Annotated in this window: 22 protein-coding genes and 1 tRNA gene; 13 read left to right on the top strand and 10 right to left on the bottom strand. The window is 44.6% G+C overall.

The genetic code is table 11. From position 1 onward, the window contains the following. Positions 1-4: 4 nt before the first annotated feature. From holA to ACOJRU_RS09840, 4 genes are all read right to left on the bottom strand, one after another. On the bottom strand, positions 5-1,033 hold the full coding sequence (holA, locus tag ACOJRU_RS09855) for a DNA polymerase III subunit delta (protein WP_421131578.1): 1,029 nt from the start codon (positions 1,031-1,033) through the stop codon (positions 5-7). A 3-nt stretch (positions 1,034-1,036) separates the two neighbouring features. Further along, positions 1,037-1,555 carry an LPS assembly lipoprotein LptE gene (gene lptE, locus ACOJRU_RS09850; protein ID WP_421131577.1) on the bottom strand — a complete coding sequence of 173 codons (519 nt, stop codon included), beginning with the start codon at positions 1,553-1,555 and terminating at the stop codon, positions 1,037-1,039. Position 1,556: 1 nt separating this feature from the next. Further along, a complete protein-coding gene (leuS, locus tag ACOJRU_RS09845; RefSeq protein ID WP_421131576.1) occupies positions 1,557-4,160 on the bottom strand; it encodes a leucine--tRNA ligase in 2,604 nt (867 codons plus the stop codon). 265 nt (positions 4,161-4,425) lie between these two features. After that, positions 4,426-5,007 (bottom strand): hypothetical protein, encoded by a 582-nt coding sequence (locus tag ACOJRU_RS09840; protein ID WP_421131575.1) that lies wholly within the window; start codon positions 5,005-5,007, stop codon positions 4,426-4,428. 311 nt (positions 5,008-5,318) lie between these two features. Between ACOJRU_RS09840 and ACOJRU_RS09835 the strand changes: the two genes are divergently transcribed. Then, complete coding sequence (locus ACOJRU_RS09835) at positions 5,319-7,715, top strand: Lon protease family protein (protein ID WP_421131574.1); 2,397 nt, start codon at positions 5,319-5,321, stop codon at positions 7,713-7,715. 103 nt (positions 7,716-7,818) lie between these two features. Here the strand turns inward: ACOJRU_RS09835 and ACOJRU_RS09830 are convergent, their stop codons facing one another. Continuing rightward, on the bottom strand, positions 7,819-8,595 hold the full coding sequence (locus ACOJRU_RS09830) for a 3-hydroxyacyl-CoA dehydrogenase (RefSeq protein WP_421131573.1): 777 nt from the start codon (positions 8,593-8,595) through the stop codon (positions 7,819-7,821). A gap of 96 nt (positions 8,596-8,691) precedes the next feature. Then, positions 8,692-8,985 (bottom strand): ribosome assembly RNA-binding protein YhbY, encoded by a 294-nt coding sequence (yhbY, locus tag ACOJRU_RS09825; RefSeq protein ID WP_421131572.1) that lies wholly within the window; start codon positions 8,983-8,985, stop codon positions 8,692-8,694. A gap of 95 nt (positions 8,986-9,080) precedes the next feature. Here yhbY and rlmE point away from each other — a divergent pair, with 95 nt between their 5' ends. The 9 genes from rlmE (at position 9,081) to ACOJRU_RS09780 (ending at position 18,133) form a co-directional block, all read left to right on the top strand. Continuing rightward, on the top strand, positions 9,081-9,710 hold the full coding sequence (rlmE, locus tag ACOJRU_RS09820; RefSeq protein ID WP_421131571.1) for a 23S rRNA (uridine(2552)-2'-O)-methyltransferase RlmE: 630 nt from the start codon (positions 9,081-9,083) through the stop codon (positions 9,708-9,710). Positions 9,711-9,814: 104 nt separating this feature from the next. Continuing rightward, positions 9,815-11,761, top strand: a complete 1,947-nt coding sequence (ftsH, locus tag ACOJRU_RS09815; RefSeq protein WP_421131570.1) for an ATP-dependent zinc metalloprotease FtsH — start codon at positions 9,815-9,817, stop codon at positions 11,759-11,761. Between the two features lie 81 nt (positions 11,762-11,842). Next, complete coding sequence (gene folP, locus ACOJRU_RS09810; RefSeq protein ID WP_421131569.1) at positions 11,843-12,667, top strand: dihydropteroate synthase; 825 nt, start codon at positions 11,843-11,845, stop codon at positions 12,665-12,667. 9 nt (positions 12,668-12,676) lie between these two features. After that, on the top strand, positions 12,677-14,020 hold the full coding sequence (gene glmM, locus ACOJRU_RS09805; RefSeq protein WP_421131568.1) for a phosphoglucosamine mutase: 1,344 nt from the start codon (positions 12,677-12,679) through the stop codon (positions 14,018-14,020). A 96-nt stretch (positions 14,021-14,116) separates the two neighbouring features. After that, positions 14,117-14,863 carry a triose-phosphate isomerase gene (tpiA, locus tag ACOJRU_RS09800; protein WP_421131567.1) on the top strand — a complete coding sequence of 249 codons (747 nt, stop codon included), beginning with the start codon at positions 14,117-14,119 and terminating at the stop codon, positions 14,861-14,863. A gap of 10 nt (positions 14,864-14,873) precedes the next feature. Further along, positions 14,874-15,254 (top strand): preprotein translocase subunit SecG, encoded by a 381-nt coding sequence (gene secG / locus ACOJRU_RS09795; protein WP_421131566.1) that lies wholly within the window; start codon positions 14,874-14,876, stop codon positions 15,252-15,254. An 11-nt stretch (positions 15,255-15,265) separates the two neighbouring features. Continuing rightward, positions 15,266-15,351, top strand: a tRNA-Leu gene (locus tag ACOJRU_RS09790). Positions 15,352-15,525: 174 nt separating this feature from the next. Next, the gene (locus ACOJRU_RS09785; RefSeq protein ID WP_421131565.1) at positions 15,526-17,823 is read left to right on the top strand and encodes an EAL domain-containing protein; all 2,298 of its coding nucleotides are present in this window, start codon (positions 15,526-15,528) and stop codon (positions 17,821-17,823) included. A 151-nt stretch (positions 17,824-17,974) separates the two neighbouring features. Continuing rightward, entirely contained in the window at positions 17,975-18,133 is a 159-nt protein-coding gene (locus ACOJRU_RS09780) for a YqaE/Pmp3 family membrane protein (RefSeq protein WP_159530705.1), read from the top strand. A 113-nt stretch (positions 18,134-18,246) separates the two neighbouring features. Here the strand turns inward: ACOJRU_RS09780 and ACOJRU_RS09775 are convergent, their stop codons facing one another. From ACOJRU_RS09775 to ACOJRU_RS09765, 3 genes are all read right to left on the bottom strand, one after another. Then, positions 18,247-18,690 (bottom strand): hemerythrin domain-containing protein, encoded by a 444-nt coding sequence (locus ACOJRU_RS09775; RefSeq protein WP_421131564.1) that lies wholly within the window; start codon positions 18,688-18,690, stop codon positions 18,247-18,249. Positions 18,691-18,891: 201 nt separating this feature from the next. After that, positions 18,892-20,232: an NADP-specific glutamate dehydrogenase gene (gene gdhA / locus ACOJRU_RS09770; RefSeq protein WP_421131563.1), complete on the bottom strand. Its 1,341-nt coding sequence runs from the start codon at positions 20,230-20,232 to the stop codon at positions 18,892-18,894. Between the two features lie 3 nt (positions 20,233-20,235). After that, positions 20,236-21,870 carry a diacylglycerol kinase family protein gene (locus ACOJRU_RS09765; RefSeq protein ID WP_421131562.1) on the bottom strand — a complete coding sequence of 545 codons (1,635 nt, stop codon included), beginning with the start codon at positions 21,868-21,870 and terminating at the stop codon, positions 20,236-20,238. A 129-nt stretch (positions 21,871-21,999) separates the two neighbouring features. Here ACOJRU_RS09765 and ACOJRU_RS09760 point away from each other — a divergent pair, with 129 nt between their 5' ends. Beyond that, positions 22,000-22,554 carry a DUF2878 domain-containing protein gene (locus tag ACOJRU_RS09760; protein WP_421131561.1) on the top strand — a complete coding sequence of 185 codons (555 nt, stop codon included), beginning with the start codon at positions 22,000-22,002 and terminating at the stop codon, positions 22,552-22,554. Continuing rightward, positions 22,547-23,248, top strand: a complete 702-nt coding sequence (locus ACOJRU_RS09755) for an SDR family NAD(P)-dependent oxidoreductase (RefSeq protein ID WP_421131560.1) — start codon at positions 22,547-22,549, stop codon at positions 23,246-23,248. Before ACOJRU_RS09760 ends, ACOJRU_RS09755 begins: the two co-directional genes overlap by 8 nt. A 33-nt stretch (positions 23,249-23,281) precedes the next feature. Here the strand turns inward: ACOJRU_RS09755 and ACOJRU_RS09750 are convergent, their stop codons facing one another. Continuing rightward, positions 23,282-23,830: a hypothetical protein gene (locus ACOJRU_RS09750; protein WP_421131559.1), complete on the bottom strand. Its 549-nt coding sequence runs from the start codon at positions 23,828-23,830 to the stop codon at positions 23,282-23,284. Positions 23,831-24,388: 558 nt separating this feature from the next. Between ACOJRU_RS09750 and ACOJRU_RS09745 the strand changes: the two genes are divergently transcribed. Next, positions 24,389-25,456: a DNA topoisomerase IB gene (locus ACOJRU_RS09745; protein ID WP_421131558.1), complete on the top strand. Its 1,068-nt coding sequence runs from the start codon at positions 24,389-24,391 to the stop codon at positions 25,454-25,456. Positions 25,457-25,553: the final 97 nt, after the last annotated feature.

The raw sequence follows: 25,553 nt of genomic DNA, 5'->3' as shown, positions 1-25,553 counted from the left end.
CAGACTACTGTTCTAACAATGGGATAGCAGTTAAATTGAACCCCATAAACATCATACAAAGATGACAAAGTTTTACGAAAGGCCGCTTTATAACACTTTGTTTAAATGCCAGGTCGGCTTGGCTTAATGCACTCTGGATAGCTTCAAGCTGCACAATGTCCAAGCGCTGAAGCGCCTGTTGGTAGAAACCTTGCCTATTTTTCCAGATGCCAAATTTCTGCCACTGAACAGGGCCGCCATTGGCCATAGACGTTTTTAGTTTCCACAACTGTTCCCATTCTCGAATCAGCGCCCAGATGACAATGTTGGGTTCAAGCCCTTCGCTTTCTAGTCGGTACAACATTTTAACGCACCGCTGGGCGTCGCCACTTAGCATGACATCAACAAGCTGAAACACGCTATAGCGAGATTGATCAACCATTGCATGCTCAATTTGCTGTTCGCTAATGCTTGCACCAGGGTAGAGTAGTGCAAGTTTATCAATCTCTTGCTTCGCTGCTAGTAGGTTTCCCTCACAGAAGTCCGCAATCATCTTCACGCCAGGCGGTGTTACCGATAACTGATGCGATGCAATGTGATTTTGGATCCATGCTGTGAGTTGTTTCCCCTCAAGTGGATAGCAAAGGGTGCTTACCCCTAACTCGTCAAGCACCTTAAACCACTTTCCACGTTGCACGTCTTTTCCAATTTTTGGGCCGTGTACCAATAACAACATATCGGGGTTCAGGCTAGCTGCAACTTGCTGTAACACTTTGCTGCCTTCGGCACCTGGCTTACCAGTGGGTAGTTCAAGCTCGATAAATTGTTGGCTAGAGAACAACGATAAGCTTTGGGTCGCGTCAATCAGTTCGTTCCAAGAAAAGCCTGAATCTGCGACTAACACAATACGTTCATCGAACCCTGATTGTTTTGCTCGCGCTCGAATTTGTTCAATGACTTCAAACTTTTGCTGAGGCTCATCACCAAAAACAAGATAACAAGGCCGCAGTTGCGACCTAATGTCTTTGGAAAATTGATTGGGGTAAATTTGCATTGTTTATTTTTTCAATGCCAAGCTGGCTGCTTGGCTGGATAAACGGCGAATGAGAATATCTGCTGCTTCCGTTCTCATTTCATCAAGCACCAGTTCTAGCTCTCTCGATTTTGCCAAGACCTGATCTGGATCATCTTGATAATCTCTCACTACCTCAAATTGCGCAACAATAGGGTCGCTGTCAGGAAACAGGACACGATAGCGGACATTATAAATTAGTTCGTATTCAGCAACCTGACCAGACGCGTAAACTGACAACAATCTTCTCTCAAGGTTTTCAGGAAGAAGGTAGATGTTTACGCTCTGGTTGCGGTCTGAAGCAGACGTGCCCGTTGTACTCAAACCGTACACATTCAAACGCTCGTTGAGCGCTATTGCCAGCGGCGCGTGTGCTCGCGCACTATCAATCACAACCGTATTAACGTTATCGGGTAACGTAGGCGCCCCTCGTAAATGAAAGCCGCACCCGGTTATAAAACCCGCCGCGATAAGCATGAATGTGTATCGGAAAAAAGCGTTCATACTAGTTAGCCACAATGTTTACTAGCTTTCCAGGAACAACAATAACCTTTCTGATGGTTTTTCCTTCAATGAACTGTTGGACATTAGCTTGCGCTTTCGCTGCTGCTTCAACCTCATCTTTGCTGGCATCAGCTGCAATCGTCATTTTAGCGCGTAACTTGCCATTAACTTGAACGATAATAAGCTTCTCGTCTTCAACCAGGGCTTTTTCGTCAGCGACAGGCCATGCTGCGGTGTCGATATCGCCTTCATGACCCAGTACGTTCCACAATGTATGAGAAATGTGAGGCGTAATAGGGTTAAGAAGCAGCAATACAGATTCAACCGCTTCGCGCATGATGGCGATGTCTTGTGCATCATCTTGAGGCGCTTTTTGAAGGTGATTCAAAAGCTCCATAATGGCCGCGATAGCCGTATTGAACGTTTGACGGCGTCCAAGGTCGTCTGACACTTTTTGAATCGTTTTATGAACTTCACGGCGCAGCGCTTGCTGAGGCTTGGTTAACGATGCAGTATTGAGTGCGGCAGGCGTTCCACGCTCTACATGCTCAGTCACCAATTTCCAAATACGTCTTAAGAAACGGTTAGCACCCTCTACGCCAGAGTCTACCCACTCTAGGGTTTGTTCTGGAGGCGCGGCGAACATGGTAAATAGTCTTACGGTATCTGCACCATATAGGTCGATAACGTGTTGTGGGTCTATTCCGTTATTTTTCGACTTCGACATTTTTGTCATGCCGCCATGAATGACGCTCTCGCCGTCAGCGGTAAGCCATGCTTTTACAATACGGCCTTTTTCATCTTTTTCAGTCGAAACATCACTAGGGGAGAACCATGTTTTCTTACCCGCTGCATCTTCACGATAGTAGGAATCGGCTAATACCATTCCTTGACACAAAAGACGCTTAAACGGCTCGTCGGAATCGACAAGGCCTTCATCTCTCAACAATTTATGGAAAAATCGCGAGTACAGAAGATGCAATATCGCGTGTTCAATACCACCAATGTATTGATCAACAGGCAGCCAGTAGCTCGATGAGGTAGGGTCTAGCATCGCGTCTTGATTCGTTGCAGACGCATACCGTGCGTAATACCACGATGATTCCATAAAGGTATCAAAGGTATCGGTTTCACGTTGCGCAGGCTGGCCATTGTAGGTGGTTTTCGCCCACTCAGGATCGGCTTTAATTGGTGACGTTACGCCATCCATTTCAACGTCTTCAGGAAGTATCACAGGAAGTTGATCAGACGGAACAGGTACCGACTCTCCATTGTCTAAATTCAACATTGGAATAGGCGTACCCCAATAACGCTGGCGGCTCACACCCCAGTCGCGAAGGCGATAATTAACCTTTCTTTTGCCACATCCTTTACCTTCGAGTTCATCTGCAATGCCGTTAAAGGCCGCATCAAAATCGAGGCCATCAAACTTGTCTGAGTTAATTAAGCGCCCTTTCTCGGTATAAGCGGAGGCAGATAAATCGCACTCGTCTTCTTTCCCTTCAGCGGCTTCAATGACTTGTTTAATGGTTAAGTTGTACTTTGTTGCGAATTCCCAGTCGCGTTGGTCGTGGCCAGGAACTGCCATTACCGCGCCAGAGCCGTAATCCATCAAAACAAAATTAGCCACCCAAACCGGCAGCGTTTCACCCGTAAGCGGATGCACAGCCATAATGCCTGTTGCGCAGCCTTTCTTTTCCATTGTTGCTAATTCGGCTTCTGCTACTTTTGTGTTTTTACAGTCTTCTATAAATGCAGCAAGTTCAGGGTTATTTTGTGCAGCATGTTCAGCAAGCGGGTGCTGTGCCGCAACGGCGACATAGGTAACGCCGTAAAACGTATCAGGACGCGTGGTATATACCGTTAGTGATTCGGTTTCACCTGCTGGCGCAGAAAGGGCGAATGTAATGTCTACACCTTCTGAGCGACCAATCCAGTTTGCTTGCATGGCACGAACTTGGTCAGGCCATTCTTCTAATTGCTCTAAGTCATTGAGCAACTCGTCGGCGTAGTCAGTAATTTTTATAAACCACTGTGGAATTTCTTTCTGTTCGACCAATGCTCCGGAGCGCCATCCACGACCGTCAATAACTTGTTCGTTTGCTAGCACCGTTTGGTCGACAGGATCCCAGTTTACCGTTGAGTTTTTCTTATACACTAAGCCTTTTTCATAAAGACGCGTGAAAAACCACTGTTCCCAACGATAATAATCTGGCTTACACGTGGTGACTTCTCTATCCCAGTCATATCCGAAGCCCAATGATCGAAGCTGCGTTTTCATGTAGTCGATATTAGAATACGTCCAATTGGCAGGGGCAGTATTGTTATTAATCGCTGCATTTTCCGCAGGCAGCCCGAAGGCATCCCATCCCATTGGTTGCAGTACATTTTTACCCTGCATACGCTGATAACGACTAATAACATCACCAATGGTGTAATTACGAACGTGTCCCATGTGTAACCTACCACTTGGGTAAGGAAACATAGACAGGCAGTAGAATTTTTCTTTATCTACGTCGTCATTGGCTTTGAAAGACTGATTGTCTTCCCAGTATTGCTGAACGCGTTGTTCGATGTCTTTAGGATTGTACTGATTATCGGCCATGAAACTTAGGCTTCCGCATTAAGAGTTAAAACGTTTATGGGTAGGTATGACGCGAATTTTTTGCATATTTGCTCTATTTCGCGCGTGGGATTTTCCCAGTCAACATACATATAGCCCAATAGAATACCCCAGCGCTAAGCCATGCCTCAATAGCTTAGCACCGAACTACGCAATTTTTATTGCTGCTTGGTTGAAAAGTGACCACAAAACAGGCGTTTCACCTTTCTGTTTATGCTTTTTCAGTAAAATAAGGCACAACGTGTGTTCACTGAGGCCGAAAAAGCGTGTCGCTGTAATTTGTTAACGCATTAAGTTGCTGCGCCTGTACGCTATCGACAATAGTAACTAGGTTGACCGCTTCATCATTCGTTGCTTTTGTGCCATTGAAATGAATTGTACCAATTGCATTGTATGTAAGCGTGACTTTCGTTCTTTTGTGAACGTTACCAACGTCCTGTGAGGCGCTATCACTTTTTTTAGTGTGAGGGTTTTCAATAACGCTAAACTCCCAAATTAGCGCACCCGTAACCCCCATCTCTTGAAGCGGCCCGAGACCGCCAGTCATAACAACTTTCTTGTTCGGTTCAATAACGCTTACCTGCATGTGTGCGGCACTCGCGGTGTCGGTGGTTTCACAAAAGCATCCGCCCGCTTTTTCATCGATGTGTAGCTTGCCTTTCCACCACGTATGATCTTTTGGCCACCACATGTCGACCTGTTCGATAAATTGCGTATAAACGTCGTTAATAGGCGCATTGCTCTCGCTGACATTCGTAATAGAAAAGCCGGCGTTATCTGCATAATTAATGTCTGCCTTACTGGGTAAAGCGCAGATCGCGATAACCATTATTACTGCCTTACACGTAAAATAGCGGTAAGTTATTTTGAACATGGTTGGCTGCACCTTTTGTTTAGCTGTGAGTCAGGCCCGTTAAACGGCTTATCAACAAGTGTATAGTGTCACGCCAAAAGAATAAAATGGCGAGTGTTGATTACTATCAACAATGATTAAGCGACACTAACAAACTGTGCTTATTTTGTGTCGCAATGGTTGTTTGTTGTGCAATTAACCGTACAAAGCCATGTTAATGCTGATAAGCGTTTGACACTAATGTTAATTAGGGTTTCACTTACCTAAAGAATCAAAGATAGAACACCATGTCTGCAGACAGTAAAGCATTCGCGTTACATATAGACGCATTATCACCTACGATAAATCGACGTGCGATAAACAGTGCGTTAAAAGATGACGAAGCGCTCAACGCCACGTTCATTGGCCAAGAACGCGCCCGTGAAGCGCTTACGTTCGGGTTGGGTATTCATGCGAAAGGGTACAACCTTTATGTTATGGGTGAACCTGCCACCGGGCGTTTCACCCTCGTTAAAGACTATATTGAACGCGAAGTTGCGCATCGTAGTGCTCCGGATGACATCTGCTATATCAATAATTTTGATGAAGAGCGCGAGCCTATTGCACTGCGGTTTCCCGCCGGCGGCGGTAAGCAATTTCAAAAAGATATTGCCACATTACTTGACGATATTTTAAATACGTTTCCTGTTGCCTTTGATAACCCTAGTTACCAACGGCGCAGAAGCAGTATTGTGCGCGAGTTTGAGAACAACTATAACGAAGCGATTGATACGGTCGAGCGTTATGCTCAAGCCAACGAGGTTGCGTTGTATGAAGACGCTGGCACAATTAATTTTTCCCCCATTATTGATGGTAAGCCGCTTACTGACACCGAATTTGCGTCATTAGATGATCAGAAAAGGCAGTACTTCTACAAACTCATTGATGAACTAGAAAACCGACTTAGCGAAAGCTTACTTAGTTTACCAATTTGGAAGCGTGACAATGCTGAACAGCTTAAGGCACTAGATAAACAAACTGCTGAGCATGGCATTAAAGCGTTACTTAAAATGCTTGAGCACAAGTATGCATCTGACATTGGTACACTCAAGTACTTGAAAAAACTGAAGTCAGCGTTGGTCGACGCTATTTTAGTGATTAAGTCTGAGGAACAGCGAGACGATAAAACGGAAGACTTCGACAGGCGTATTTATCTTGAAGAGCAGTTTTTGCCCAATGTATTGGTTGCGAATCAAGTAGACGCCTCAGCCCCTGTGTATTACGAGCCTAACCCTACTTACCAAAATCTGTTCGGTAAAATAGAGTACACCAATATTCATGGCAGCGTTTTCACAAACTACCGTATGATCCGTCCCGGCGCACTGCATCGTGCCAATGGTGGCTATTTACTGTTAGATGTTGACCAGCTTATTGAACAGCCCTATGTGTGGGATACGTTAAAGCTTGCCGTAAAGTCTGGCCGTTTGCGCATGGATTTGCCACAGCAAGATGTAGGGATGGTGAACGCAATTACCCTTAATCCTCAGCCCATCGACCTTGATGTAAAGATTATTTTGATGGGGTCTCGCGACTTGTACTATACGTTACAAGATTACGACGATGAGTTTGATGAACTATTTCGAGTGCTGGTTGATTTCGATCTTGAGATAGAGGTGTCGCGCCAGGCCTTGTTCGATTTCGTTGGAAAAGTGCGACGCCATTTACGTACTCTTGATGTAAAAGAGATTAGTTTAAGCGCAATGGCCAGGCTCGTAGAATATTCTTTGCGGATGGCAGAACATCAAAATAAATTGTCAGCACATTTTGCAGAAGTCATTGAATTGGTTAACGAGGCGCATTTCTTTTGTCTCAAAGCCGGCGCTGATACCTTAGAAATAGGCCATTTAAAAACCGCGCTGAATGCCAAAAAACGAAGAACCGGTAGAGTAAGCCAAGCATTGCTTAACGATATTAAGGAAGGGCACGTTCTTATAGCGACAGAGGGCTCGGCAGTTGGCACGGTAAACGGGCTGACTGTGTTGGATGTGGGTGATACGGCATTTGGTACACCTGCACGAATTACGTCTACCGTATATGTAGGCGGAAGCGGCGTGGTTGATATCGAACGCGAGGTTGAACTAGGCCAAGCCATTCATTCCAAAGGCGTGATGTTATTAACGGGCTATTTGGGTAATAAATACGCGCAACACTTTCCATTAACGCTATCAGCCAATATTGCATTAGAGCAGTCTTATGGACATATCGACGGTGATAGTGCATCACTGGGTGAATTAGTTGCACTTATTTCTGCCTTAACGGAAATACCGTGCCTTCAAACGCTCGCTATTACTGGCTCAATTAATCAAAATGGTGAGGTGCAGGCCGTAGGCGGTGTGAATGAAAAAATAGAAGGTTTCTTTGACCTTTGTCAGCACCGCGGTTTGACAGGCACGCAAGGGGTCATTATTCCAAAATCCAATGCGGTAAATTTAGTGCTGAACACCACCGTCATTGATGCTGTAAAGAAAGAGCAATTTCATATTTATACCGTTGAAACTGTCGATGATGCACTCTCTATTCTCATGCAGCAGGAAGCGGGTAAAATTAGCAGCAAAGGTCGTTACCCCAAAAACTCCATCAACTACCATGCAGTGAACCGCTTGTATAATATCGCGTTAATTGTGAATGGCGGGGATGGGGAATAAAAAATTACGCCGATTATCGAAGGTAAAAAGCCGGCTATGAAACAAAGGACATTGTAAAAAAAGGGAGCAAATGCTCCCTTTTTACGTTTAATAAACGCACGGTTTATTTTGGAGGCATGCGCAAGCCGCCGTCTAAGCGAATCGTTTCACCATTGATGTAGGTATTGTGTGCGATATGCAGCACAAGCTTTCCAAACTCTTCTGGTAAGCCTAATCGTTTAGGGAATTGAACGTTAGCCGACAGGGCATCTTGCACCTTTTCAGGCATTGCTAGCAGCATTGGCGTACCCATAACGCCTGGCGCAATGGTATTTACACGTATGCCTAAAGGGGCTAAGTCCCGTGCCATGGGTAAGGTTAACCCAATAATGCCACCTTTACTTGCGGCATAGGCGGTTTGGCCAATTTGCCCTTCATAGCCTGCAACAGATGCCGTATTAATAATAACTCCACGACCCCCATCACTATCGACCGGCGTTTGCTTTGCCATCGCAGCGGCAACAATCCGCGCCACATTGAAACTACCAACGAGATTGATATCGATGGTTTTTTGAAAGTCGCCAAGTGGGGCAGGGTTACCTTCTCTGTCTAACAAGCGCTTTGCAGGCGCAATACCTGCACAGTTTACAAGTAAATCAAGAGACGAGAATCGCGCGACGCACGCATCAATAGCGTGTTGGACGTCGTTTTCATCTCTTACATCGACCTTAACAAAGAATGTATTTTCAGCGCCTAACTCGTTAACGCGTTGAGCACCCATTTCTTCATTTAGGTCAAGCAAGCACACATTCGCACCTGCTTCTCGAAGTACCATGGCTGTTGCGTGTCCAAGACCAGAGCAGCCGCCCGTGATCACCGCAGTCAAAGTCTTTTCTGTCATTAGCTTTCCGTTTGTTGATTGGTTTTTTAACACAATGTTAACGGTTAGGTGACAGAAAAACTACGGTGATACCGCATCAGCTAAATTAAAATACGTTTACTTTGGCAACTGTATTTTACGTTCTTCGGTCGGACGGTAGATTATTAGCGTGTGACCAATAACCTGAAGTTTTTCAGATTGTGTCTCACGAACAATCGCATCCATGATTAACGATTTCTCTTCTCTATCGTCAGTCGGTACCTTAACTTTTATTAATTCATGATGGTTAAGTGCATTGTCAATCTCAGCAACAACGCCCTCTGTAAGGCCATTTGAACCCAGTTGTACAACGGGTTTCATTGGGTGTGCGAGGCCTTTTAAAAATTGTTTTTGTTTATTTGAAAGTTTCATTTAGTCAATTTTCTTACGATTTATATATCAGTTTATGCTTGAAATAACGTATTCTACCGCCATCTCGTCTACAATCCTAATTACATTGTGTTGGAATGACAAAAAAGAAACACTCCGCCAGCAGTAAACGCTGGTTACAAGAACACTTCGATGACCACTATGTACAGAAAGCCCAGAAAGAAGGGTGGCGTTCTCGTGCGATATATAAACTCGAAGAAATCCAGAAAAAAGACAGGCTTATCAAGCCAGGTATGTCAGTGGTCGATTTAGGCGCTGCACCCGGTGGATGGTCTCAACTCTCCGCTAAACTAGTCGGTGATCACGGTCAAGTCATAGCCTGTGACATTTTACCCATGGACTCTATTGTCGGCGTAGATTTTCTTCAAGGTGATTTTAGAGAGGATGCAGTACTTCAAGCATTATTGAACAGAATCGGCGGAAAGAACGTAGATATAGTGTTGTCTGATATGGCGCCAAACCTTGCGGGTAATGCTGCGGTAGATCAGTCCAGATCCATATATTTGTGTGAGCTTGCGTTAGATATGTGTCACCACGTGCTAAAACCCGGTGGATCATTTGTAATAAAAGTTTTCCAAGGTGAAGGGTTTGTAGAGTTTATGAATGCGTTAAAGGGTTCATTTACAACAATAAAAACGCGAAAACCAGATTCGTCAAGAGCACGTTCTCGAGAGGTGTATTTGGTAGCGTGTGGGTATAAAGTGTAGTAGGCTTTCAGTAAGCGATTTTCGTTGCGACAGTTTCAGGATAGTTTTTGTGCGATGTCACAGGCAGCTATTCCGGAATGTCTGATTTTTAGAGGTTAGTAGCATTGAGCGATATGGCAAAAAATTTAATCCTATGGTTGGTTATCGCCGTTGTGTTGATGTCCGTTTTTCAGAGTTTTTCACCTAGTGACTCAGCTCGAGCACAAACAGACTACACAACATTCTTAAAGGAAGCAGAGCAAGGTAACATTCGTGAAGTTCGCATTAATAATAGTGGCGAAATTCGCGGAACCCGCCGTTCTGGTGAAACATTCCAAACGTTTGTTCCTTATTTTGATGACAAGCTTGTCTCAGATTTAGTGAAAAACGACGTACGCGTTTACGGCGAGCCGCCGGAAGAACAAAGCTTCTTAGCGTCTATCTTTATTTCGTGGTTCCCAATGCTACTGCTTATTGGTGTATGGATTTTCTTCATGCGTCAGATGCAAGGTGGCGGCGGTCGTGGCGCCATGTCATTTGGTAAGAGTAAAGCGAGATTGCTTGGTGAAGATCAGATAAAAACCACGTTTGCCGATGTCGCTGGGTGCGACGAAGCGAAAGAAGACGTGTCTGAACTTGTTGATTTCCTACGAGACCCGTCTAAGTTTCAAAAACTTGGTGGCAAGATTCCAAAAGGCGTATTAATGGTAGGCCCTCCTGGAACGGGTAAAACCTTGCTAGCGAAAGCGATTGCTGGTGAAGCGAAAGTGCCTTTCTTTACCATTTCAGGTTCTGACTTTGTTGAGATGTTTGTCGGTGTTGGTGCGTCTCGTGTACGCGACATGTTCGAACAAGCTAAAAAAGCCGCTCCATGTATCATCTTTATTGATGAAATAGACGCTGTAGGCCGCCAACGTGGCGCGGGTCTAGGTGGCGGTCATGATGAACGTGAACAAACCTTGAACCAAATGCTGGTAGAAATGGATGGTTTTGAAGGTCACGAAGGAATTATTGTAATCGCGGCGACTAACCGCCCAGACGTACTAGACCCAGCGTTATTAAGACCAGGCCGTTTTGACCGCCAAGTTGTGGTTGGCTTACCTGATATCCGTGGGCGTGAACAAATTCTTAAAGTTCACGTTAGAAAAGTACCGATTGCAGACGACGTTGAACCGTCAGTTATTGCGCGTGGAACGCCGGGGTTCTCTGGTGCTGACTTAGCAAACCTAGTTAACGAGGCTGCCTTGTTCGCTGCACGCGGCAACAAACGCCTTGTATCGATGGATGAATTTGAGAAAGCGAAAGACAAAATCATGATGGGCTCTGAGCGCAAATCGATGGTGATGTCTGAAGAAGAGAAAACCAATACTGCTTACCATGAAGCGGGCCACGCTATTGTCGGTCGATTGGTTCCAGAGCATGACCCTGTTTATAAGGTTTCTATTATTCCTCGCGGACGTGCACTGGGTGTCACTATGTATCTTCCAGAGGAAGATAAGTACAGCCATAGCAAGCAGCAACTTGAAAGCATGATTTCAAGCTTGTATGGCGGTCGAATTGCAGAAGAGATAACCCTTGGTGAAGCGGGCGTGACAACAGGTGCATCAAACGATATTGAACGTGCGTCTGACATTGCACGCAAAATGGTTACGCAGTGGGGCTTGTCCAGTAAAATGGGGCCATTACTTTACGCTGAAGAAGAAGGCGAAGTGTTCCTAGGTCGCGGTCAGTCAAGTTCGTTACGTATGTCCAACCAGACAGCGCTAGCAATTGATGAAGAAGTTAAAGATATCATTACGCGTAATTATCAGCGAGCAGAGAAAATCCTGAACGATAATATGGATATTCTTCACGCAATGAAAGACGCGCTGATGAAGTATGAAACAATTGACGCGAAGCAAATTGACGACCTGATGAATCGCGTAGAAGTGCGTCCACCGTCAGGTTGGGATGATAAATCGCCATCAGGCGGTGACAAGCCAAGCGGCGGTACACCGGTACGCGAAGGTGAAATTACTAGCGATGGTGTTAACAAGCCACCGGTTGGTAAGCCAGGCGACCTACCTAGCTAAGCCAAATCATTACTTAAAAAACGCCAGACTTTCTGGCGTTTTTTTTATGTTTAATCCGTATAAGTTACTAAAAATACGCGCATGAAATTTAAAGATAAAACCATTGATTTAACGAGCCCTAAGGTAATGGGTATTTTAAATGTAACGCCTGACTCATTTTCTGACGGCGGGCAATTTTCACTGCTTGATAATGCCTTGATTCATGCAGAAAGGATGGTTGTAGAGGGGGCCACGTTTATAGACATCGGTGGCGAATCGACACGACCAGGCGCCGACGCTGTTGGCGTAGATGAAGAGTTATCGCGCGTTATTCCCGTCATTGAACGGTTAAGCAATAACGTAGATTGCGTCATTTCAATTGATACCAGCAAAGCTGTGGTGATGCGCGAAGCCGTGAGAGCGGGCGCTGCACTTATCAACGATGTGCGTGCGCTGCAAGAACCTGGCGCGTTGAAGGCCGCTTTTGAATCTCATGTACCTGTATGCTTAATGCATATGCAGGGCGAGCCACGTTCTATGCAACACTCGCCACATTACGCTAACGTGGTTTCTGATGTGAAAACGTTTTTACAGCAGCGTGCAAAAGCGTGTGAAGACGCTGGAATAGCGACAGACAGTATCTTGTTAGATCCAGGGTTTGGTTTTGGGAAAACGTTGGAACACAATTTTTCACTGTTAAAACATCTTCCAGATATCATGCAGTTGGGTTATCCGGTGCTCGTTGGTATGTCGCGCAAATCTATGATTGGTAAATTGTTAGGCCGAAATGTAGATGAACGCTTGGCGGGAAGTATTAGTCTCGCTACAATTGCAGCACAAATGAGAGCACCAATAATTCGTGTTCACGATGTACAGGAAACGTCGGACGCGATAAAACTAGTTAATATGCTTTTATCAGTAGAATAAGGATAAACAATGAGCGAGCGAAAATATTTCGGCACTGATGGCATTCGTGGCAAAGTGGGCGAAAGTAACATTAACCCAGAATTTGTCACTAAGTTAGGCTGGGCTGCGGGTAAAGTACTTGCTGGGCGTGGCACAAATAAAGTGTTAATTGGTAAAGATACGCGTATTTCAGGCTATATGTTGGAATCGTCGCTCGAGGCCGGCCTCTCAGCTGCCGGCATAGATATTGGCTTGTTAGGGCCAATGCCCACACCGGCAATCGCCTATTTAACAAAAACGTTTCGTTCTGAAGCTGGCATTGTAATAAGCGCTTCCCACAATCCTTATTACGATAACGGTATTAAATTCTTCTCGGCACAAGGCTTTAAGCTTGATGATGATATTGAGCTTGCGATAGAAAGTATGCTCGATAAGCCGATGACCTGCGTAGCATCAGATAAGTTAGGAAAGGCGACGCGCATTAATGATGCCGCTGGGCGTTATATCGAATTCTGTAAAGGCACGTTCCCGTCTGAGTTATCGTTGACGGGGTTAAAAATTGTTGTTGATTGTGCGCATGGTGCAACGTATCACATTGCGCCTAATGTGCTTCGAGAGCTAGGTGCTCAGGTTATAGAAATTGGTACGTCGCCAGACGGGCTAAATATTAATGAAGGTGTTGGCGCTACTTCACTTCAGCCCATTATTGATAAAGTTCAAGAAGTCGGTGCTGACCTTGGCTTTGCCCTTGATGGCGATGGCGATCGCATTATGATGGTCGACCATTTGGGTAACGTTTTAGACGGCGACCAAATTGTATACATAATCGCCCGAGACGCGTTGAAAAATGGGCGAATGCAAGGCGGTGTAGTCGGGACGCTAATGAGTAATCTAGGTCTTGAAAATGCATTGTTGAAATTAGGTGTACCCTTCGCAAGAAGTAATGTGGGCGATCGCTATGTCATGGAGCTGCTTCAACAAAAAGGGTGGCTTATTGGCGGTGAAAACTCAGGACATGTATTAAACCTTGCTGTGTCATCAACCGGAGATGGTATTGTTGCCGGGCTTCAAGTACTTATTGCGATGCTTCATACGGGCCTAAACTTGCACGAACTTAGCAGTGGCTTCGAGATGTACCCTCAAACCCTTATTAACGTTCGCTATTCAACAGAAGGTGTTGATTACACTGCGCATCACGATGTGCTTGTGGCGAAACAAGAGGCGGAAAGTGCATTAGGCAAACGAGGAAGGGTGCTATTACGTAAGAGCGGAACAGAGCCGTTAGTCAGAGTGATGGTTGAGTCGGATGATGAGGCCCAATCAAACAAATGGGCAGAGCATATTGCGGCAGTTGTTCGTAATCTCGCCAATTAGCTGGTGTGACAGTAATTTTTGCGTTTTATTGCTTGTAAAACCTAGCTGGAATCGTTAATATCACGCCCGCTTTAAGACAGGGCTAAGGTCGTCGTTGTGAAAACAATTGCAAGAAAGCCGCTTGTAGCGGGCAACTGGAAAATGAATGGAACTCTGGCGCAAATCAGCGAATTTAATGCTGCTTTTGACGCAAATATAGCACCGAACGTAGAAAAAGTGTTGTGTGTTCCGTCTGTATTGTTATCTGCAGTTGATAATGAATACGTAAATGTTGGCGCACAAGACGTCAGCCCCCTTGATAATGGGGCGCATACCGGCGACATTTCTAGCAGTATGCTGAAGGAAATTGGTTGTCGTTATGTTATTGTAGGCCATTCAGAGCGGCGAGAAGACCACGGTGAAAGCAGTGAGCTTGTTGCTCAAAAGGCAAAAAAAGCAATTGCCGAAGGGTTAACGCCCATCGTATGTATTGGCGAACCACTACATGTTCGCGAAGACAACACTGTGAATGCATATTTATCTGAACAACTGGCTGCAGTTAGTGCACTTTTATCACTAGATGAGCTTAAGCAGTGCGTTGTAGCCTACGAGCCTATATGGGCAATTGGCACAGGTAAAACGGCGTCGCCAGAGCAGGCGCAAGAAGTACACAGATTTATAAGAACGTATTTTGCCGGTATCGATGAAGAATTAGCAGTATCGCTGCAAATCCTTTATGGCGGAAGCGTAAAAGCTGATAACGCTAAGACGTTGTTTGCACAAGAAGATGTTGATGGTGGCCTCATTGGTGGCGCCAGCTTAAAAACAGAAGATTTTATTTCAATTTGCCAAGCGGCAAACTGACGAGGTATTTATGGTTTATGAAGTGCTATTGGTAGCCTATCTAGTTGTAGCGTTACTGCTGATTGGTTTTGTACTTATTCAGCAAGGTAAAGGCGCAGATATGGGCGCATCGTTTGGCTCTGGTGGTTCTAACACCGTTTTCGGTTCATCGGGTTCTGGTAACTTTATGACACGTACCACTGCAATCTTAGCGGGTTTGTTTTTCTTTATCAGCCTTACGTTGGGCGCGATGACAGCGAACCGCGAGAGTGCAGATGACGAGTGGGAAAACTTAGATGTACCTGCTGCGGTAGAAGTGCCAGTTCAGGCTCCTGCTGATGCGGATGTACCGGTTGTAGAAGCTGAAGAAGTGCCTCAGGCAGAAGACACGTCAAGTGACGTACCTAACTAATTAACGTTTTTGCGGAAGTGGTGGAATTGGTAGACACGCCATCTTGAGGGGGTGGTGAGCATAGCTCGTGCGGGTTCAAGTCCCGCTTTCCGCACCAAATAGAAAGGCTAGCAGCGATGCTAGCCTTTTTTATTTCCTGTAACAAATTGAATATAGAATAAATGCAGCGCGTTAAGGCTACTCGTTATCTCTTTTATGCGCTATCCTAACTACATCGTTTATTTTTAATCGTTTAGGTTCGTATGCATCAGCAAGCAACATGGAAAGTCGTGTGCAGTTAACTGTTCGGCAAAGCCTGTTTCGTACATTACTGGTGGGTATATTAATAACTGCATTGTTAATAGTTACCGCTGTCTGGCGTTCAGCAAATACGCTGTTAGAACAAAACATTAGCCAAGATATCACCGTCACCGGTAATGTTCTTGATAGGCTAATTGAAGATAGAAAACAAATTATCAAAAGTGTGTCGAATGTACTGTTGCGCTCTTATGATTTTAGGCGAGCGGTAGGCACTGCAGACATACCCTCCATTGAAGCTGCCTTTCAGAGCTATGCAGCGCGTATTAATACAGATGTAATTGCACTGGTCGATTTAGACCACTCTGTTGTTGCAAGCTATTCCGACTTATTCAGTGTAGGCTCGCAGTCGCTTGAGAGCACTGCGCTGGTCGCCAAAAATAATGAAAGCGGGTTGTTTATTATTGATGACACGCTAATACAAGTTAACCTCTATAAAGTTGAAATTCCTACGCTTCGTTATTACATGCTTATCGGCGTAAAGTTTGACGAAGTGCTTTTGAATGAGCTAAAGCGCTTAGTTGACGCGGATATCATCGTGTCTGATAAAATATCAGGTAATGTTGTTGCGTCGACATTGGACAGGGAAAAAGCATCCGCTATATTGGCAAGCGAGGGGACGCCTAGCTATTGGGACGTGACATTCGGTTCGGAAGAGCTTACTTACTTCAGTCGAAACGTGAGCTTTTCTTCGGAGTTTGGAGAATCGCCGGTTACTGTCACTGCGGCTATTGATGTCTCTTCATCGTTTGCATCTTTTACCAATATTCAGTTATCAATTCTATCGGTCATGCTCCTGACCATTTTTATTGCGCTGGGTGTCTCATTACTATTAGCCCGCAACGTCAGTAAGCCCGTGTCTAACTTAGTAAAAGCAGTAAATCTTGTTGCTTCGGGGTCGTACGGGACCGTACTGAAAGAGCCGTCGTCGTTGTTGGAAATCACAGAGCTGGCCGCCGCCGTAGATAGTATGCAAGATAGCATTCAACTGCGTGAGCAAAGAATTAGGTATCAAGCACAGCATGACGTGCTGACAGGGCTTTACAACCGTAACTATGTTGAGCAGTTTTTTGAACAAGAAATGCAGGCAAACAAACCGTTACAAGTTATCGCCATAACGGTGATCGGGTTTAGAACTATCAACGACTTGTATGGTTATTCAAATGGCGATAATGCGCTGAAAGCATTATCTGAGCGCTTGTTGCGCTGGCCAGGTACGTCTGCGCGCCTCGCTGGCGGTGAAATTCTATATATCAGTGATGCATCGCTCGATGACGACAAATTAGAAACATTAAAACATATTCTTGAGCAGCCCGTTGAAAGTAACCTCATTGCGATTCCTCTCAAAGTGGCTATGGCGGTTATCGATTGTCCCAATGATGCCGCAACGTCTGAAGAGCTTTTTAGAAAAATGAATATTGTTACTGACGAAGCAATCCATACTGCGACTTGGATGGTAAAATACCGTCCTGAACTTGAAGCTAGGTATGTGAGGCGCTTAACGATTACTACAGAGCTTAAACGCGCGTTAGCGAGTAAACAGGACGAGCTGTCTATGGTTTATCAGCCAAAGGTAGACTTAAGTGCGATGAAGGTCTGCAGTATGGAAGCCTTGATACGTTGGAACAATGAGGCCTTAGGGTTTGTACCACCAGACGAATTTATTACCATTGCTGAACAAGCTGGACTTATTGAACAAGTGACTACTTGGGTAATGCAGCAAACCATTACCGACCTTGCAGACTTTAGAACCAAAGGTTATCAATTTAGTATCGCGATGAACCTGTCCACGCAGGATATTCAGAATAATATATTGCTTTCGAAACTGGTACAGTTGCTTACCGATGCAGGGTTGGCACCAGAAGATTTAGAACTTGAAATCACCGAAAGTGACTTGGTTTCAGACGCAAGTTTAGCGATTGAAAATCTTACCTCGCTAAAAAATCGTGGTTTTCGTTTTGCAATTGACGACTTCGGTACGGGTTACTCCTCGCTTGCATACCTTAAAAACCTTCCCGTCGATACGATAAAAATTGATAAGAGCTTTATTTTGTCGCTTGCCAGTGACGAAGACGATCAGCAGATTGTGCATACTGTGTTGAGCTTAGCGAACATTTTCAGTCTTAAAGTGGTGGCAGAAGGCGTTGAAGATGAGCTTTCATTGAATATCTTAAAAGAGTGGGGCTGTGATATTGCACAGGGCTATCACATTTCTAGACCACTTAAAAAAGCAGACCTTGAAACGTGGTTGGAAAATACACCTTTAAGCTAATACCAATTAGCGTTAAAAATGCGTAATGTTGGCAGTAATTGTGCATTGATTTATTGTGATAGCAAAAACGCCCACGATTTATATGTTCAAGCAGCGTTAGTGGGCATATAGTTCACAACACTATAAAAATACTGCAATAAAAGGAAATTTAATGGATATCATACGTATTATACTTTCGATACTTTTGCCACCGCTAGGTGTATTTCTTCAAGTTGGCATAGGTGCACAGTTTTGGATTAATATCTTACTAACGCTGTTAGGCTATTTTCCAGGTGTTATTCACGCCGTTTATATCATTGCTAAGCGCTAACAATCGATAGCAATTACCAAATTTAAAAAACCGGCTCTGAAGCCGGTTTTTTATTAGCGCATAAAAAAAGCCAGAAAATCTGGCTTTTTATCTACTATCGACAAATTGCGTAATTACGCTGACTCGAGTTCTTTCTTCATTTCTTCCTGATAGCCCTGTGCTAAATCAACTTTTTGCTTGTCGTTAAGCAGTGAACCGGCAACCTGAAAGAACTCTTGTTCTTCATCAGCAAGATGATGCTCAACTTTTTCTTTGAGCAACTTTAAGTAATGCAACCATGCAGATGAACTCATTTCGGTAGCGTCGAGTGTGCTGATCAATTCATCTATCTCATGATGTTCAGCAATGCCGTGACGAGTTAAATCTACCGCGGCATCCTTTTCTAAAAGGTGCGTGTAAAAGTGACGTTCCTCGGCCAATGCATGGCTTTCTAATTGTTCCTTTAACTCTTGATAGTACTCTCTACGCGCTTCAGTGTCGCCGCTGGTTTCAGCTAATATTTTTAGCAGTAACCTCTGTTTTTCATGATCTTGACGTAACGCTTCAAAAATTTTCATAGTACCTTCCTTACACTAAAAATTGATAATCTACCCAGTAGACTATGCGATATTCATTCCATGTGTGTTTAGGCTATATAGCTATGATTTTTATCATGTTTTAATATTGGTGTTTTTTATAAGGCCGGCGGAGTAGGGGTAACGTGAAGGATTTACACAGAAGATAGAGTATTCTTCACTCTATCTTTTGTGCAGTAACACTTAAATTCCTTGTGCCAGCATGGCTTCAGCAAGACGCCTAAATGCAGCGATGTTCGCCCCTTTCATGTAATTGACATGCCCGTCTTCTTCGCCTTCTTCAACACATCTGGCATGAATGTCGTTCATTATGTTATTAAGTTCATCATCTAGTGTTGACGCGCTACGAGGTTTAAATACTGCGTTTTGGCTCATTTCTAACCCTGATAGTGCAACTCCGCCAGCATTGGATGCCTTACCTGGAACATAGGTTGTCCGTGTTTTCTGAAAAATGGCCTGCGCTTTATCAGTGCAAGGCATATTGGCGCCTTCAAGAACCATTAAACAGCCGTTATCAACCAATTGTTGTGCGTCAGACGCATCGAGTTCATTTTGTGTCGCACAGGGAAGGGCGATGTCGGTGGCAATATGCCAAGGTTTCTTTTTCTTATGCCATGTCGCGTCAGTACGCTCTGACAACGTAATCAGGATATTTTCTTCGTTAGCGCGATGACTAATAGCCCACTGTATATCTGCTTCTGAAAAACCATTTTCATTAGATAAAAGGCCACTGCTGTTGGACAGTGTACGCACGCAAGCGCCTATTTGTGTCGCTTTGAGCGCAGCGTGCAGCGCGACGTTACCTGCGCCTGATACTGACACACTCTTTCCTTTCAATGGTGTGCTTTGTGCATCACACACTGCTAATAGGAAATAGACGAGTCCAAAGCCCGTGGCTTCGGTTCTTACATGACTACCTCCAAACTCAAGCCCTTTTCCCGTTAAAACGCCTTCAAACCTATTATTTAAACGGCGGTATTCACCGTACAGATATCCAATTTCTCTCGCGCCAACGTTGATATCGCCGGCTGGAACATCGGTTTGTGCGCCAATATGCCGTTGTAATTCTCGCATAAATGCCTGACAGAAGAGCATGATGTCGCGATCGCTTCTACCTTTTGGATTGAAATCTGATCCTCCTTTACCGCCCCCCATTGGTAATCCCGTCAGTGCGTTTTTAAAGCTTTGTTCAAAAGCTAAGAACTTTAATACCGACAGCGATACAGAAGGGTGGAAGCGCAAGCCGCCTTTATAAGGGCCCATTGCAGAGTTATGTTGAACCCGCCAACCTTGATGCACCTCTACATCCCCGTCGCTATTTACCCAGTTAACGGTAAAGTAAATAACGCGCTCAGGTAAACAGAGTCGTTTAACGATGTCATAACGTTTATATGCTTCATTAGCGTTTGAGATAGGAACGATATCGGCCAGCACTTCCTGTGTTGCTTGAAGGTATTCTGGTTCGTTTTCAAACCGCTCAGACAAAAATCTGGTTAAAACGTCTATGTTACTCATACTGCTCATGGTTTATTGCTCCGAAGTAATAGTATTGCTAGCAAGAACACGAAGGCTTTGTGGGTTGCTAGTAACCGTAATTGTCGATGCAGAAAAAATTTCACCGTCTACGGCATATTGCACTTCATCGGGAAAAGTAAGGGATACTGTTTCTGCTTTTTGATGGACAATGTTCTGTGATTTACGCTTAGCTTGCGCCGGGCTAAATATAAGTTCTGCGATCGATAACAACTGCCTATCAGCACTCTCGTTAGGAAGTAGGTAGGTAATATCTACTTTTCCGTCGGTAACTGAAGGCGGGTTGTCACCCTGGGCGAGGGCGGTCGTTAACGGCGCGGCATTCGCAATGACAAAGCTCGGTGTTTCCAGTTGCTGCGACCCACCGTTGTCCAGTGACAAAGAAAAAGATAAGTTTTCGTTCTTCGTAATCGCATTGTAGAGGCCTTGAATGTAGGCTAATTGCCCGCCGGCATTTTTTTCGTCGCGACTGGCAGAGGAAATCATTTGCTCTTCAAACCCGACGGCCGCGACCAACAACATCAGGTTATCGTTACAGCGAGCGGTATCTATCGTTGTAGGTTCGCCACTGATAATGATGTCACACGCTGTTGATATCGGCATTATCTTACTCATATATCCCTGAAGTACCTGGCACAACGCATTTGCCGTGCCCAAAGGGATCATACCCATGGTAACGTCAGAGCCAATTACGGCGCTTGCTACTTCGGTTATTGTTCCGTCACCACCACAGGCTACGATAACATCTGCGCCTTTCTCGATAGCATTCCTTGCATGTGTTTCGCCGCTTATATCTGGCGTGGTCTCAAGAATGCTTATTTGAAAGTGTGGATTAAGGCGAGCTAATATATCGTTCTTTTCAACGTCCCACTTCCCCCCGCCAGAAACGGGGTTAACCACGAGCACAAGCGACTTGTTAAAGTTTAGTCTGCCACCTTCTTTTACTTTCGTTAAGGCGTGTAGCTGTCGCTTGTTTAAACGAGCCGTTGAACGTATGGATTGAATTTTATTCATTGCGTCAACAATAGAAAGTTTATCATCACGCGCTAGTAGGTACGCGGCAGTCACCAATACACTTCTTCCTCTGCCAAGCGCACAGTGAATGACGACTTTTTTTCCGCTGCGAATTTGTTGGTTAACCCAATTGATTGCGGTAGTCAGCTGCTCTGCTGTTGGGCTGGTATGGTCAAGCACCGGAATGTTGAGGTATTCAAACTCTTGCTGGTATGCGGTCCAGTCCAATCCGTCAAATTCAGCAGTTACATCTAAAATGGCATTTACGCCATTTTCTTTCATCAACGGTACATGTTGACCTGACATTCGGCATGCCAAAAACAGATTGTCGTCTATTTTTTGTAGCGGTGGGACTTTGTCGGTTCTTCTCGCGTATTCGTTAAAAACCCCTGTGCCTATTAGGAAGGGAATAAAAATCCAACGTATATAAATAGGTATCGAGCCGTCCTGACGCTTTCTAAATAATTCGGGGTAGTTAAGAAGATAGGCACTACTTACCGCAATTAGCGAAAATGCAATCCACCCTAGTAGTATCTTTACAACAACAAGCGGGGTTATCCATGTGAGGTAAAGTGCTAGCAATGCGCCTAAGACATAATACTTAACCATTTTCATTATCAACATCCTTTGTAAATCGTTAGCATGCATACGTCGAAGGTTTTGTTTTCGTTTATAAATATCTATGAGATGAACTAGATTCACGTGAACGCCGTAAATGCTGTAAACACTAAACGAAAGAATTCTATGAGTAATAGCGCGTTAAAAATTGCCAACTTCGTGTGGTTTCAATCAATATGGTGGCTTGTTGTCTTACTGCAAAATGCATCAATACCTTTCGTTATTGGGCTACTGGTTTTGTGGTTAGTCATTTCATCGAAACGCTACGCCGATGCAATATTGTTCGTAGCTATCTTCTTGGTCGGCATGGTGGTGGATAGCAGCTTAACGTTCTTCGGCATTTATCGTTTCGATACCACGCATCAGATAGCCGATGTGCCGTCCTGGCTTATTCCAGTATGGTTGGGATTGTTATGGTCTGGCTTAGCAGGAACACTGCTACATAGCATGACCTTGTTTCAAGGACGCCCACTTATCGCAGCCGCTGGGGGCGCTGTTTTTGCACCGCTAAGCTATGTGGCCGGCGCCAATTTCGGGGCGGTTACGTTAGGACAATCTATTTTAATGACATACGTTATCGTTGGCGCGGTATGGGCGTTCGTATTTCCTGCTATTTTTTATGTTGCCCATTATGTTGAGCAAAACGTGGTGCGCAAAAAGGAGGGTAATAGAGATGACTAAATCAGTATTAGTGACAGGTGCAAACAGAGGAATTGGGCTTGAAATAGTCCGAGGCTTTGCGCAACAGGGCTTTAAAGTGGTGATGGCGTGTAGAGACGAATCGCTCGGACTTGAAGCGCGACAAGATGTCGTAGGTGGCGATATCCACGTTATTGAAATGGCGTTAGATAAAGAGCAAAGTATTATTGATGCGTTTGTACGAGCCGATGCGGTTTACGGCCCTTTCAATATTCTGGTTAACAATGCGGGGGCGCTTGACCATAGAGGCTGGGATGAGCTCACAACCGACGGCTTGCATGATGCGATGCAGCTTCATGTGGCTGCGCCATTGACGTTAATAAAGCAAGCGCTTCCAGGTATGTTGGCGTCGGGCTTCGGCCGTATTATTAATGTTTCCTCTGGGTGGGGCAGTTTTAATGAAGGTTTAGAAGGCCCGCTTTCTTATGCCGTAAGTAAATCGGCGCTTAATGCGCTTACCGTGAAAATAGCAAACGAGATAAAGGCCGAGCATGGCGACGACTGTGACGTTACGGTAAACAGTATGTGTCCTGGTTGGGTTCATACACGTATGGGCGGCACAGATGCACCTCGAACCCCTGAAGAGGGCGCTGATACCGCATTATGGTTAGGGGTGCATAAAAAAGGTGGGCCCAATGGGGCATTTTTAAGAGATAGAAAGTGTATCGATTGGTGAAAGTAAGCGGCCCCGAAGGGCCGTTTTAGTATGTTAGCGTACCGCCACTACTATATTATCTGCATGATCTTTTAGCACATTCTTAACTTTCTTTACCCCATCTGGCGATGACGTATTGACGATCAGTGCTGCTTTACCGTTACGCAGTGCATGCCTTACGGTTTGAATGATTTGGTTTCTATCGGGGCGCAGTGCAAAAAGACCTGCGAGAAATAGCCCCAAAAATAAACCTGGACTGATTAACGCGATGAACGTGAAAATAGGGTTTTGCTGGGTTAACGCTGGACCAAAGGCAACCAATAAGGCTGCTGCAATAAATCCTGCACCCAATCCTATTGCCCCCATCTTCAGGTGAGAGCTCCACAGGCCCTTGCCAATCACGTTACTATCTTCCTCTAATTTCTTACCGAAATCTTCTTCGCTACCCTCGATGAGGGTGACGTGTGATTCTGGCACAACAGAACGGGATACCAACGCCTGCGCAGAGGTTGTAGCCTGCGCTTTATCGTCATAAATTGCGGCAACTTGACCCTGTGCATCCGGTTTAAGCAGTGCCTTGATGTCATATTCCGAATTGGTCATGAATTCTCCATTTTTTTGATCGTTTTGTTACTCGTTACGAAAAACTACTCTAAGAGATTTCGCTATCTCACCCTTCGAGGGATAGATTTACGTAATGCTTGATTATTACACATTCAAATTACGTTCCGTTATGTTGCACGAGTGTTTTAGCGTATTATAAATTCTATTTTCACTGGTGTTATTTAACTTAAGTTGCTGATAATTAGCACTAAAAACGTAAAGTTAAAATACGTTCATAAACAGATTGCGAAGGAAGTGCCCTATGCCAATACCAACCTGAAAGCATTGATATAAAGGCCTAATGCGTAAAAATGCGTCGGGCTGTGAAAAAATGTCACGTTATTAAGTAGCGCATACCGTTGGTTCACAAACTGCTGACCACCTTAACCTTACGTCCCCACCTCTATGTGCTCTCCATTGTGGGTAAGTGCTTCGCAATCGAGTGACACTGTTATTGTGGGCATTCATTTTGCTTTCACGTTTCTTTTATCGTAATAAAAGTCTGTCGGGCAGCAATAGCCGTAAGAAAAAACAATACAATGCGAATAAAAGGTAACCATGAGCAACAACGGACTGAAAAAAAGTGAGTCAGAAACGATGCATGATCAAGGCATTGTACGTATGACTAATCATGACGAACATCTTCACATTATGCGGTCTGGCTGTGCTGAAAAAGGATTCTATTACCGTTACAAAAATGGCAGGCGAGTCACTAAGGCAAAGGTGTTAACGCGCATCGAACGTTTAGTAATCCCGCCAAACTGGCGTTCAGTTCGGATTAGTAAACTTCCTAAAGCGAGTATCCAAGCCATAGGTAAAGATGAGAAAAACAGACGCCAATACATCTATCATTACCAATGGCATAAGCAACAACAGGCCGAGAAATTTGCGTCACTTCGTCAATTCGGTTTGGCTATCGACGACTTTCGAACACATTGCTTTAAGTATCTTGAAACCAAAGCGTGGAGTTTGGAAAGGGTATGTGCGCTCGTGGGGCTTCTGCTTGATAAAACAGGCGCACGCATCGGTCACTCTCAATATACACAAGAAAATAGCACATATGGGCTGAGTACCCTACGCCGTAAGCATGCGGAGGTGCGCGAAGACCGCATTCTGTTTAAATACACGGGTAAGCATAATAAGCCGCGGACATTGGAAGTTACCGACCCCACGCTGTCTACACTTGTTGAAGAGTGTATTAACTTACAAGGTTATGCAATATTCCGTTATCAAACCAATGATGCAAAGTGGCGAGATTTGACCAGCGAAGATATGAATCATTTCATACACCAATATATGTCAGATAATTATAGTTGTAAGTATTTTAGAACGTGGGCAGCTAGCAGGATCGCTTTACGTGTTTTGCCAGAGGTTCATGCATCAGTCAATGCGAGGAAAAATAGAAAGTGGGCACCAACATTGGCGAAGCACGTTTCAAAGGTGCTGGGCAACACACCGGTTGTGTGCCGAAAGTATTACATTCATCCGAAGCTATTTGCTGCACTAGATGATCAACAAATGCGAAATGAGCTGATTAGCAACGTAAATACTATTTTAAATGAAAAATGTGAAGAGACGAGTACGCAAGTGCAGCTAGAAAGGCTCTTGTTGAAGGTTATATCCTAAGCAGCGCGCTTAATTGAAAAAATATTCCAAACGGTAGTAAGTGAATATAAATATTAATATTTATGCATAAATTTCCATAAAGTTTTTTTGATTTTAG

This window comes from Alteromonas algae (assembly GCF_049117195.1).
GTDB lineage: Bacteria > Pseudomonadota > Gammaproteobacteria > Enterobacterales > Alteromonadaceae > Alteromonas.
This window is presented reverse-complemented; position numbering and strand designations above follow the sequence as displayed.

Bases quoted from the DNA above. Each gene is read 5' to 3' on its own strand.
- gdhA (WP_421131563.1), bottom strand. From the start codon at position 20,232: ATGAGCAGTATGAGTAACATAGACGTTTTAACCAGATTTTTGTCTGAG.
- ACOJRU_RS09750 (WP_421131559.1), bottom strand. From the start codon at position 23,830: ATGACCAATTCGGAATATGACATCAAGGCACTGCTTAAACCGGATGCA.
- ACOJRU_RS09835 (WP_421131574.1), top strand. From the start codon at position 5,319: ATGTCTGCAGACAGTAAAGCATTCGCGTTACATATAGACGCATTATCA.
- folP (WP_421131569.1), top strand. From the start codon at position 11,843: ATGAAATTTAAAGATAAAACCATTGATTTAACGAGCCCTAAGGTAATG.
- ACOJRU_RS09765 (WP_421131562.1), bottom strand. From the start codon at position 21,870: ATGAAAATGGTTAAGTATTATGTCTTAGGCGCATTGCTAGCACTTTAC.
- ACOJRU_RS09755 (WP_421131560.1), top strand. From the start codon at position 22,547: ATGACTAAATCAGTATTAGTGACAGGTGCAAACAGAGGAATTGGGCTT.
- glmM (WP_421131568.1), top strand. From the start codon at position 12,677: ATGAGCGAGCGAAAATATTTCGGCACTGATGGCATTCGTGGCAAAGTG.
- ACOJRU_RS09745 (WP_421131558.1), top strand. From the start codon at position 24,389: ATGAGCAACAACGGACTGAAAAAAAGTGAGTCAGAAACGATGCATGAT.
- lptE (WP_421131577.1), bottom strand. From the start codon at position 1,555: ATGAACGCTTTTTTCCGATACACATTCATGCTTATCGCGGCGGGTTTT.
- holA (WP_421131578.1), bottom strand. From the start codon at position 1,033: ATGCAAATTTACCCCAATCAATTTTCCAAAGACATTAGGTCGCAACTG.
- ACOJRU_RS09830 (WP_421131573.1), bottom strand. From the start codon at position 8,595: ATGACAGAAAAGACTTTGACTGCGGTGATCACGGGCGGCTGCTCTGGT.
- ACOJRU_RS09775 (WP_421131564.1), bottom strand. From the start codon at position 18,690: ATGAAAATTTTTGAAGCGTTACGTCAAGATCATGAAAAACAGAGGTTA.
- rlmE (WP_421131571.1), top strand. From the start codon at position 9,081: ATGACAAAAAAGAAACACTCCGCCAGCAGTAAACGCTGGTTACAAGAA.
- ACOJRU_RS09780 (WP_159530705.1), top strand. From the start codon at position 17,975: ATGGATATCATACGTATTATACTTTCGATACTTTTGCCACCGCTAGGT.
- ACOJRU_RS09840 (WP_421131575.1), bottom strand. From the start codon at position 5,007: ATGGTTATCGCGATCTGCGCTTTACCCAGTAAGGCAGACATTAATTAT.
- secG (WP_421131566.1), top strand. From the start codon at position 14,874: ATGGTTTATGAAGTGCTATTGGTAGCCTATCTAGTTGTAGCGTTACTG.
- yhbY (WP_421131572.1), bottom strand. From the start codon at position 8,985: ATGAAACTTTCAAATAAACAAAAACAATTTTTAAAAGGCCTCGCACAC.
- ACOJRU_RS09760 (WP_421131561.1), top strand. From the start codon at position 22,000: ATGAGTAATAGCGCGTTAAAAATTGCCAACTTCGTGTGGTTTCAATCA.
- leuS (WP_421131576.1), bottom strand. From the start codon at position 4,160: ATGGCCGATAATCAGTACAATCCTAAAGACATCGAACAACGCGTTCAG.